At 49.7% G+C, this 11,066-nt stretch carries 6 protein-coding genes; 3 read left to right on the top strand and 3 right to left on the bottom strand.

Features of this window, described 5'->3' with window-relative positions; all coding sequences use genetic code 11:
• The first annotated feature begins 374 nt into the window (after window positions 1-374).
• A complete protein-coding gene (gene cobN, locus KME12_27330; protein ID MBW4491474.1) occupies window positions 375-4,412 on the top strand; it encodes a cobaltochelatase subunit CobN in 4,038 nt (1,345 codons plus the stop codon).
• 96 nt (window positions 4,413-4,508) lie between these two features.
• On the opposite strand, the gene KME12_27325 is transcribed toward cobN, so the two are convergent.
• Both KME12_27325 and phnD read right to left on the bottom strand, forming a co-directional pair.
• Complete coding sequence (locus tag KME12_27325) at window positions 4,509-6,317, bottom strand: HAMP domain-containing protein (protein MBW4491473.1); 1,809 nt, start codon at window positions 6,315-6,317, stop codon at window positions 4,509-4,511.
• A complete protein-coding gene (gene phnD / locus KME12_27320; protein MBW4491472.1) occupies window positions 6,314-7,279 on the bottom strand; it encodes a phosphate/phosphite/phosphonate ABC transporter substrate-binding protein in 966 nt (321 codons plus the stop codon). Before phnD ends, KME12_27325 begins: the two co-directional genes overlap by 4 nt.
• A gap of 210 nt (window positions 7,280-7,489) precedes the next feature.
• Between phnD and KME12_27315 the strand changes: the two genes are divergently transcribed.
• Window positions 7,490-8,644: an acetamidase/formamidase family protein gene (locus KME12_27315; protein MBW4491471.1), complete on the top strand. Its 1,155-nt coding sequence runs from the start codon at window positions 7,490-7,492 to the stop codon at window positions 8,642-8,644.
• Here KME12_27315 and KME12_27310 read toward each other — a convergent pair.
• A complete protein-coding gene (locus KME12_27310; GenBank protein MBW4491470.1) occupies window positions 8,635-9,885 on the bottom strand; it encodes a HAMP domain-containing histidine kinase in 1,251 nt (416 codons plus the stop codon). The genes KME12_27315 and KME12_27310 overlap by 10 nt on opposite strands.
• A 667-nt stretch (window positions 9,886-10,552) precedes the next feature.
• Here KME12_27310 and KME12_27305 point away from each other — a divergent pair.
• Window positions 10,553-10,930 carry a metalloregulator ArsR/SmtB family transcription factor gene (locus KME12_27305; protein ID MBW4491469.1) on the top strand — a complete coding sequence of 126 codons (378 nt, stop codon included), beginning with the start codon at window positions 10,553-10,555 and terminating at the stop codon, window positions 10,928-10,930.
• Window positions 10,931-11,066 lie beyond the last annotated feature (136 nt).

The raw sequence follows: 11,066 nt of genomic DNA, 5'->3' as shown, positions 1-11,066 counted from the left end.
GGGTAGGGCATACCCGAAGTAACGCTTGGGGAGAATCCCACCTCTGGCCTAGATGACGCAAGGACTCTAGGTTAAGTGGTTTCGTAGAGCCAAGAATCCCACGTGCTTTAGCCGTGGGAGTGTCAAGAGAAACACTGTAAGCTGGTACGATGCAGCATGGCTTTAACCACAACAAACCATGAAATATAAATACTCAGTAATTAGATTGCTGGGTTAACGCTCGGCCAAAATAAGGCGTAAAGCTTTTGAGTTACTAAAGATAGAGTCTGACGGGATGATTCAGTTAATACTCAGCATATCTTAATCAACTCCTCTCCAGATCCGTGTAGGAGCGGGAGTTTCAGTGTAAGCAATTTTTAGAACTGGAAACCATCATGCATCGTTTGGCTGCGACCCCCGGCGGTTGGAATCCCCAAGCAGAAGGGGTCATTTTTATTGAGCAAACGCCCGCACCTTTGGTCTTGCTGACGGCGGCAGATACCGACATCCAGACCATCGCTCAAGCTTTACCGCTACTGCCAGTAGACTTTCCCGCCATTCGGGTGGTGAATCTGTTGCAGCTACAACAACAACTCACCATTGATACCTACGCTGAGGACGTGTTGGAGTCAGCCCAAGTAATTGTGCTGCGTTTGCTAGGGGGACGGTCTTATTGGTCTTACGGGTTTGAGGTAGTCAAAGACACCGTTCAGCGTACCCAAGCCACTCTCATCGTTTTGCCAGGAGACGATCGCCCTGATCCAGATTTGGTGAGTCATTCCACTGCACCCCTGACAGCGGTAAATCAGCTCTGGCGTTACTTCACCGAGGGCGGCATCACCAACATGGTCAACGCCCTCAAGTTTGCCGCCCAAATTGGCCTCAACCAAGACTACACTCCCGCCCCGCCCCAACCAGTCCCCCAAATCGGCCTCTACCCCTGGCACCCCCACCCTTCATCCACCCCCCACTCCTCGGCAGGGCTGTTTCATTTAACCAGCAGAAACGTTGAAATGCGTTTTAACTCCTTGCACTGCCCCCTAAATCCCCCAATACTGGGGGACTCTGTACTGGGGGACGTTGAGCAGGTTCCCCCCAAATTTGGGGGGCTAGGGGGGCCAGGTTCGGAATTCTTTTCTAGTATGAAACCGCTCTGCGCACCCAAAGCAGGCTTATTGTTCTACCGCGCCCACTACCTCGCAGGCAACACAGCCCCAATCGATGCCTTGTGCCAAGCCTTAGCTGAGCGCGGATTAGCTCCTGTGCCGATCTTTGTGCCCTCACTCCGCGACCCAGATTTGCAAATTGAGCTGTTGAAGTACTTCCAGCCACCCGATACTGCCCCGATTCAAGTATTGCTGAATGCCACGAGTTTCTCGCTGGCTAAGTTGGAAACTGAAACCCCAAATCTGGAACTATGGCAACAGTTGGATGTGCCCGTTTTACAAGTGATCTTGAGCGGCGGTACGGTAGAGCAGTGGGAAACCGAGTATCGAGGATTGTCACCCCGAGATACCGCCATGAATGTGGCTTTGCCCGAAGTGGATGGCCGTATTATTAGCCGCGCGGTGTCCTTTAAGGCGGTGCAGATTCGCAACCCAGATTTGCAGACGGATGTGGTGGGCTATCAGCCTGTGCGCGATCGCATTGAATTTGTCGCAGATCTAGCGGCTCACTGGGTGGCCTTAAGACAAACCCCGCCCGCAGAACGGCGAATTGCTTTAATTCTGGCTAACTACCCTACCCGCGATGGCCGACTCGCGAATGGCGTGGGCTTAGATACTCCAACGAGCTGCGTAGACATTCTTAAGGCTCTCGAACAGGCGGGTTATCAAGTCACAGATTTGCCGCAAAGCAGTGACGAACTGATTCAGCGCTTAACTGCCGGAGTCACCAATGATCCGGAGGGGTACGAATTACGCTCGGTGCAACAGAGCTTAGCTTTGCCTGAGTACGAAGAGTATTTTGCTGCGTTGCCTGCATTGGTGCAACAGGGGATGCGCGATCGCTGGGGTGCACCCGCCGTCACTGACTCTGAGACAAATTCTGAGAATCCCAACTTACCAGCAACGGGTTTTCCTATTTCTGGCTTACAGCTTGGCAACGTTTTTGTCGGGATTCAACCCGCACGGGGGTACGACTTAGACCCGACGCTGAACTATCATGCGCCCGATCTAGAGCCAACTCATGCTTATCTAGCGTTCTATTACTGGCTGCGGCAACACTTCCAAGCCCAGGCGATCGTTCATGTCGGGAAGCATGGCAACTTGGAGTGGCTCCCTGGCAAAAGTCTGGCGCTGTCGGAAAATTGCTATCCAGAAGTCGCTTTTGGCCCCTTGCCTCACCTGTACCCTTTTATTGTCAATGACCCAGGCGAAGGGGCACAGGCAAAGCGGCGATCGCAAGCAGTGATTTTGGATCATCTCACCCCCCCCATGACCCGTGCTGAACTCTACGGCCCTTTGCAACAGTTAGAGCGCTTAATTGATGAATATTACGAAGCCCAAAGCCTAGACCCAACTCGCTTGCCTGTGATTCGCGATCGCATCACTCACTTAGTCTTGCAAGAGAACCTGCATCAAGATTTGGGCATTGAGTTCAACTCGGCTCAAGTCCAGGAGCAACTTGCAGAATTTCTCACCCGAGCTGATGGGTATCTGTGCGAACTGAAGGAGGCTCAAATTAGGGATGGGTTGCATATCTTTGGCCGCTGTCCGGAGGGCCGACAATTACGAGATTTGATCGTGGCGATCGCACGGCATCCAGGGTCTGGTCATATCGGTTTAACTCGTGCCTTAGCCAAAGATTGGGGTCTCGATCTTGATCCACTCATGGCTGATTTAGGTAGTCCGTTTGAATGGGTAGCAGAAATCCCAGCCCTAGATCATTCACCCGTAGACAATTCGCTGCTACTTTCAGATCTCAAGCAACAGTTAGCGACTTGTCGAACTTTGGGAGATGTCGTGGAGCTTCTGGAGCAACAAGCGGCTTTTCTAGTAGAGCAGATGATGGCTGGGCTAAAAAGCTCTGGCGATCGCCTACCACCTCACACCCAAGCAGAAATAAGCTGGATTGAGGGGGTGCTACTCCCCAAACTGCGACAAACGCCGCAAGAGATCAATCATTTATTGCGAGGCTTAGCAGGACAATATATTCCGAGTGGGCCTTCTGGTGCCCCCACCCGTGGTCGTCCAGAAGTGTTACCCACCGGGCGCAACTTTTACTCGGTGGATATTCGTGCCATTCCGACTGAGAGCGCTTGGGATGTGGGTCGAAAGGCAGCAGCAGCCTTGATCGAGCGCTACACCCAGGACAACGGGGAGTACCCAAAAACCATTGGTTTGTCGGTTTGGGGCACTTCTACCATGCGGACAGGCGGCGATGATATTGCCGAAGCCTTGGCGTTATTGGGAGTCCAACCGATTTGGGAAGGGCCATCCCGACGCATGGTAGATTTCGAGATTTTGCCCGTTTCCGTCTTGGGGCGACCCCGTGTCGATGTCACTTTACGAGTGTCAGGCTTTTTTCGCGATGCTTTTGCTAATTTGATCGATCTGTTTGATCAAGCAGTAACAGCCGTAGCCGCATTGCCAGAACCACCCGACCAAAATCCTTTAGCGGCTCAAGTGCAGCAAGAAACTCAGCGCTGGCAGTCAGCAGGCTTAACTCCAGAACAAGCAGAGCAGCGATCGCGCTATCGGGTATTTGGCTCCAAACCAGGGGCTTATGGCGCGGGTTTGCAAGGTTTAATCGAAGCACAAAATTGGACAGACGATCAAGATTTAGCTAGGGCTTACATCAATTGGAGCAGTTACGCCTACACGCGCAACGGTGAAGGCCGAGCCGCCCCCGAAGCCTTTGAGCAACGCTTACAACAAATGCAGGTGGTGTTGCACAACCAAGACAACCGCGAGCACGACTTGCTGGACTCCGATGACTATTACCAATTCCAAGGCGGCTTAACGGCAGCGGTGCGCTCACTCACTGGCAAAAATCCGCAAACTTATTTTGGCGATCATTCGCTGCCCCAAAACCCCAAAATCCGCAAACTCCAGGAGGAAGTCGCCCGTGTTTATCGCTCGCGCGTGGTGAATCCCAAGTGGCTCGAAGGCGTGATGCGGCATGGCTATAAGGGAGCCTTTGAAATGGCAGCGACCCTCGACTATTTGTTTGCCTACGATGCCACGGCTCATTGTGTAGAAGACCACATGTATCAAGGAGTTGCCAACGCCTATCTCTTGGATGAAAAAGTCCAAGCTTTTGTGCAGGAGAAAAATCCTTGGGCCTTGCGTGATATGGCAGAGCGATTGTTGGAAGCCCACCAACGCGGGTTATGGCAGCAGGTAGCACCGGAACTTTTAGACCAGTTACGAGCGATCGCCCATGAAGCAGAAGCCGCGATCGAAAATACCCTTTCTGCTCCCAATTCCTAGGAATACAGCAATCTGGGTTGTGAGAGTTACGCCCCTAAGGGGCGTAACTCTCACAACCCGCTAATCTCACAAACGACCTAGGAAAGCTATAAAAACTCAAATTGTTAGGTTGGGGACTGCTGCCGATGGAGAGGTAAAGGGGCTAGTGATAGGTTGGACTGGGATTTCAATCCAGAATTCTGTGCCTTGTTGCGGTTGGGATTCACAATACAGTTTGCCTCCATGTTTCTTCACCACAATTTGGTAGCTAATAGATAGCCCCAATCCGGTGCCTTTGCCCACGGGCTTGGTCGTAAAGAAGGGATCAAACAGCCGCTGCTTCACTTCATCCGTCATGCCAGAACCGTTATCGGCAATGCGGATCGCCACTCGATCAGATGCTAGGGTTTTTGTCTGAATCCGAATTTGGCTGGGAGCACTTTGAATCTCTGCGATCGATCGCGTCTGATTGAAGTGGTCGAGGGCATCAATGGCGTTGCTGAGAATATTCATAAAGACTTGGTTGAGTTGTCCGGTGTAGCACTCCACCAAAGGCAACTGACCATACTCTTTGAGCACCTGAATTTCAGGATGTTCTGGTTTAGCTTTGAGCCGATGTTGCAAAATCAACAGCGTACTATCAATCCCTTCGTGAATATTGACTCGCTTCATGTCAGATTCGTCGAGGCGAGAGAAGTTTCGTAGAGAAAGCACAATTTGCCGAATCCGCTCGGTTCCAACCTTCATAGAAGCCAACATTTTGGGCAGATCAATTTCGAGAAAATCTAGATCGATCGCCTCTGTGTATTGCTGAATTTCAGGATGAAGTTGACTGGAGTGTTGTTGGTAACGGTGAACCAGCCCTAGCAAATCTTCTACATAAGCATGGGTGTACTCCAAGTTACCGTAGATGAAATTCACTGGGTTGTTGATCTCGTGGGCCACTCCCGCGACTAGTTGCCCCAAGCTGGACATCTTTTCGGTTTGAACTAGTTGAGCTTGAGTTTTTTGCAACTCCTGGAGAGTTTGCTCTAGCTGCTGAGCCCGTTCCCGCTCTCGCTCCTCGGATTGGCGTAACGCGGTTTCGGCTTGCTTGCGATCGCTAATCTCACTCTCTAAGCTTTGATTCACTTGCACTAATTCTGCGGTCCGTTCGGTCACCTTCTGTTCTAAAGAGCGATAAAACTCAGCTAACTGAGCTGCCATCTGGTTAAACTCTTGGGCCAACGCCTCAATTTCGTCCCTAGTCGATATTTGCAAGCGGTGATCTAAATTGCCAGCTCCGATGGTAGCCGCACCCAACTGTAGCTGCTGGATGGAGCGAATGACTGGCAGCAAAATTAGCAAAAACTGACCAATAAATACCAACACAATCAGCCCACTCAGAACATAAGTAAAGGTTTGGGTTCTGTGCTTAAATTGCTGTGCCGCTTGCTGGGCCAGAGCATCTTGTTTCTGAGCCGTCTCAGTTAAAGCGGCTAGGTAAAAGTCGATATCCTTGCCAAAGGAATCAATGGCTCGTAAGTCCTGCTCAGTTTGGGCTGTATTTGTTGACGTATCGGCCAAGCTGTCAGCCAATCGAACCAAGAATTGATGCCGACGACGCACTACAGGAATTTCTGAGGCTCCTGGCATAACGCGGTCTAATTCTTCTAAGCTGAGCAGAAAATTAGACATTGCTTTTTGGTAATCGGTCATCGCGATCGCATTTCGATCGATCAGCAAAAAATCCTTCAGCGCCAATAGTTGTTCGCGCAAGGCAAGTTGTAATTCCAGGGAAACTGTCCGAGCTTGGATAGTTTTTTCCCGACTCATTTGTACGGAGCGATCGACCTGCCTGATTAAGAAAGCGCTGCCACTCATCAAGGTAGCCACCAATCCAGCCGCGACTAAAGACGAGCCAATAAACTTCTGCCAAATCTTCATTGTCTTGGCCCAGAATTGACCTCTAAGTTCTTTTGCAATTGCCGAATCGGCTCATAATCAGCATCTTCAACTAACGTGTATCCGGCGGATTCCGCTCCTGTCACATCTGCCAATCCCTCTGGCGCATTAATCAGCGCTTTTTTGAGATCGGAGACGATTTCCGGAGCCAGTTGTTTGGAGACGACAATGGGCGACATGGGAATGGGAGCCGATTCCCAGATAATTTGGTATTGTTTGGGGTCGAGCTTGCCAGCCTTCTGACGCTTTACGAAAGAGGGTCTGCTGTCAGCGATCGCGTCTACAACCCCTGCTGCTAAATCGGCTTCCGCTTTGTCGTGAGTGCCAGAGTATTTAACTTCAGTAAAGTCTTGGTCTGGATTGAGGCCAATTTCGCGAAAGTGAGATATGGGCACTAAGTAACCAGAGGTTGAAGACCGACTGACGAAGGCAAACCGCTTGCCTTTGAGGTCACTCAACTTCCGGATGCCCTGAGCGGTATTCGCAACGATGACGCTGGTATACCAGGGGCGACCTGTGCTTTTCTCAATGGGAGCGACAATTGGTTCAATTTCAGGATTTTGCTGCCGTGCCTGCACATAGGTTAGGGGACCTAAATAAGCAACTTCTACTTCGCCACGCACTAGCAAATCAACCGCTTGCTCATAGTTCTGAGCCACTTGAAAATTAATGGGATATCCCACCGACTTTTCAAGATAATCGGTGAGAGCTTCCAGTTGTTTTTCTTGTTCTTTAGGACTGAGCGCAGGAATTACAGCTACATCGATGACGTTAAATTCTTTGAATGGTTGATTGCTGGTCGCAGGCAGATTGGAGGGTGACGGAGCAGGGCGATCGCTGATAGATCCACAGCTTCCCATCAGGAGCATCACGACCAGCATCAGGAAATAGCGAATTGAAGTGTGGTAGCTAGAGCGATCGAGCAGGAAAAAGGTAGCTCGCATGATGTTAGGAATGCAGGACTTAGGACTTAGTGCTTAGGAGAGGGAAATTAAGCTTGATGTCTGACTTGGCATCGACACTTGGCATCGACACTTGGCATCGACACTTAGCATCAACAATGGCGATCGCTGCCTTAAGACTCAAACTATAATCTTCACCAAACATCAAGATGAATAACAGGGTACTTCTGCGGCTTTTAGCAAGGTAGATTCATGGCAGAACATCAACATGGCTCTGATCAAGATTCATCTGGATATGCAATGGGGTTTGGCCGTGATCCGGAAGCAGCCAAGCTAGATACTTTGTCAATTGCAGAGACCTTAAGAGATGCTGGACATCTTCACGTCCTCAAAGCCACCCCCGAAACTTGCTTTTGGGGCTTTTTTGATCAGTCTTTACCCCCTGTCCTCACGATTGATTCAGGAGACATTGTTTATGTTGAAGCCTTAACTCACCAAGCTGGCGGTGCCCCTGACCTGATGATGGATTTAGCGGTGCGAGCGGTTTACGACCAAGTGAGCGATCGCGGTCCTGGAATGCATATTATGAGCGGGCCAATTGCGGTTAGGGGAGCTGAGCCAGGAGATACCTTAGTCGTTAAAATTCTCAAGACCACACCCCGCTTGCCTTACGGTGTCAATATTGCTGCTCACTGGGGCTATCTCTACAACAGCTTCAAAAAAGAGCGCCTGACTATTTACAAACTAGATGCCGAATTGGGGCTGGCCCAACCTGCCTTTGCCTATGACTTCAAATCGCAGCCTTTATACAATCATCCTGGGCTGATCATCCCGGCTGAGGCGGCAAATCGCGAACCGATCAAAACTCAGGTTGCTATTCCCCTACGGCCTCACTTTGGCATCATGGGAGTTGCTCCTGCCCAGAGTGGTCGCATTAGCAGTGTCCCTCCGGGCCTTTTTGGCGGCAATATCGACAACTGGCGCATGGGCGCGGGGGCAACGGTTTACTATCCAGTTTTTACCCCTGGCGCTAACTTTTTTGTGGGCGATCCCCACATGGGTCAAGGAGATGGAGAAATTTCAGGAACCGCGATCGAAGCCTCAATGAACGCTTGGCTACAAGTCTCCTTGATCAAGGATTTCCCAGTCCGCAGTCCGCTACTAGAGACAGAATCTCATTGGATTACTCACGGTTTTGATCATGATTTCGACCAAGCGGTAAGCCAATGTGCGGATCAAATGCTGGATTTCTTACAAACCAAACGGAAGATGAGTGCGGATGAAGCTTACGCCCTGATGTCAGTTGCAGTAGATTTTGGCATTACCCAAATGGTGAATCAGCGACGGGGTTGTCACGCCTCACTTCCTAAGTGTCTCTTTCTGCCCATGCCCGATGGTCATGAGTGAGCCGTTGTTGAGGATTGAATCGGTAGCTTCAGCCAAAATTCCGCACCTTGACCTAATTCTGAGACACACCAAAGTGCCCCTTGATGAGTTTCTGTCACAATTTGCTGACTAATGGAAAGCCCAATGCCAGTGCCTTTACCGACAGGTTTAGTGGTAAAAAAGGGTTCAAAGAGTCGAGTCTGGACTTCAGCACTGATTCCGGGACCATTGTCTGCAATACAGACCGTAATGGCATCAGAATGATGCACTTGAGTCCGAATCGTAATGCTAGGAATGGGGCATGACTCTGTCAAATGTTGTTGAGTCAGGCGATCGCTGCTTCTGAGGGCATCAATAGCATTACTCAATAGATTCATAAAAACTTGATTAATCTGCCCTAAATGACACTCTACAAGGGGCAAGTCACCATACTCTTTAATCAACTGGATGCCTGGAAAGCTGCCAGTCGGTTTAAGCCGATTTTGCAAGATTAGTAAGGTGCTGTCGAGGCCGTCATGAATATCCACTCGGCGCATCCGGGATTCATCTTGTCGAGAGAAGTTGCGCAGTGACAAGACAATTTCTCGAATCCGAGCCGTCCCAACAGCCATCGAAGACAAAATCTTCGGTAAATCTTGAATCAAAAATTCCAAGTCAGTCGCTTTGAGCTGTTGTTGAATCTCTAATTCAGGTTGAGGGTGATACTTTTGGTAAAGAGCCAACAGATTGAGTAAGTTGTTGGTGTACTCGCTAGCATGGGCTAAATTGCCATAGATGAAATTGACGGGATTGTTGATTTCATGAGCAACGCCTGCCACCAACTGACCCAAACTAGACATCTTTTCGGTTTGAATCAGTTGCGCCTGGGTTTGCTGTAGCTCCACTAACATGGTTTCCAATTGTTGCGCTTGTTGTTGCGCGGCTGCGGTGGCTGCTTCTCGCTGCTCAAACAGTTCTGCGTGAGCTAGATCAAGCGCCAGTTGTTCGGCTTCACTCTCTTGTTGATATTGGCTGACCACCGCATCTAGAGATTCTAAGAGCCTCGTGGAAGCAGCCGTGATTGCCTGCAAATTTGGGTTTTCCAGAGTTAGTTCTGCTGCTGGAGCGGTGGCGATCGCCCGTAGCTGAGAGATGTAGTTCCGCACTTGCCAATCTAAGTTCAGGGGTGCCTCAAAGTACATGGCTTGCAAAGTCGGAGACAAACAACCGGGTAGTTTCAAGTTGGTATCGCCTTTCAGCAATCCTTGGTGAGACTGTTCCATCAGGGCGATCGCTTCCAGCAAAACAGACCGTAGCTTGTCCCGCTCCTCCTCATCCCGACTGCATACTAGTTGCATGACAAACAAAGCAGTGCGCTGAGAGAGCATGCGTTGGCGACCGCTCACATTTACAACTGCTGCATTAATCTCTCGCGTTGTATTGAGCTGGTCTAGATCGAAACCAGTGCCGAAACTGAGCACAGACAACAACTCCAAATGAAGTAACTTCTGAGAGGCGGCACAATTCACAGCTGCGTTATTCATGACACAACTTCACCCAGGTACCTCTGTGAACCAGTGGGTCTAGGTTAACCAGTTTGAGCACTCTGATTTCACCAAAGGGTTGTTTGAGCGATCGTAGAGCTTGGGCAAAAGTTATCTAGATGTGTTTTTGAACACTAAAACTATGAACTAAACAATGCTCTAATACGGTGTCTTTTTATACTTGAATCAATCAATTTAGGGGTCAAACTTAGAATTCTGGCGGCGGCAGTTGTGATCCGGATGGATTTAATCCTGAAGTAGAAAATTTGCAAGATTGTTGAGGCTCAGGTTCAACAAATCCTCACAAAAGTAGCGCCGAGTAAACAGCTTTGTTGATCCCTCTATTGTGAAGTTGGTTTTGACTGCTAATATGTGGGGATCAGTACCTTTCTGTGGTCAGATTGGCATGAAGTTAATGCAGCCCGTACCGCAAGAAGTGATGCAGCAAATTGCTGAGTACTTCAGTATCTTAAGTGAGCCAATGCGTCTACGAATCTTGAATTTGCTACGCGATGGTGAGAAATGCGTACAAGATTTGGTCGAGGCTACGGACACCAGTCAAGCTAATGTTTCTAAGCACCTAAAGGTGATGCTGCAAGCAGGGATCTTGAGCCGACGGACTGAGGGAACTTCGGCCTACTACAGCATCGAAGATGACCTGATTTTTGAGCTTTGCAACTTGGTTTGCGATCGCCTCGCCACCCGGATTGAACAGCAAGCTCACTACTTTCGTAGCTTTGGTCTAGCAGAACAGTCCATCAGCGTCAGCACCCCAGAACATTAGACTAGAACACTAGTAGTCAGTCAATTATTAGTTGACGGGTAAAGTCGATGCAGTTTTATCCTGGCATCTGCGGTCGTAAATCGCCAATCAATCCAGGTCTTCTCTTGATTGCGCTCCTCTTGCCAAGCTTCTACTT

The sequence above is a fragment of the Trichocoleus desertorum ATA4-8-CV12 genome, assembly GCA_019358975.1.
In the GTDB taxonomy this organism is placed as follows: domain Bacteria; phylum Cyanobacteriota; class Cyanobacteriia; order FACHB-46; family FACHB-46; genus Trichocoleus; species Trichocoleus desertorum_A.
This window is presented reverse-complemented; position numbering and strand designations above follow the sequence as displayed.

Excerpts from the sequence above, each read along its gene's own strand:
- KME12_27310 (MBW4491470.1), bottom strand. The coding sequence starts at position 9,885 with ATGGAACAGTCTCACCAAGGATTGCTGAAAGGCGATACCAACTTGAAA.
- KME12_27325 (MBW4491473.1), bottom strand. The coding sequence starts at position 6,317 with ATGAAGATTTGGCAGAAGTTTATTGGCTCGTCTTTAGTCGCGGCTGGA.
- KME12_27315 (MBW4491471.1), top strand. The coding sequence starts at position 7,490 with ATGGCAGAACATCAACATGGCTCTGATCAAGATTCATCTGGATATGCA.
- cobN (MBW4491474.1), top strand. The coding sequence starts at position 375 with ATGCATCGTTTGGCTGCGACCCCCGGCGGTTGGAATCCCCAAGCAGAA.
- phnD (MBW4491472.1), bottom strand. The coding sequence starts at position 7,279 with ATGCGAGCTACCTTTTTCCTGCTCGATCGCTCTAGCTACCACACTTCA.
- KME12_27305 (MBW4491469.1), top strand. The coding sequence starts at position 10,553 with ATGAAGTTAATGCAGCCCGTACCGCAAGAAGTGATGCAGCAAATTGCT.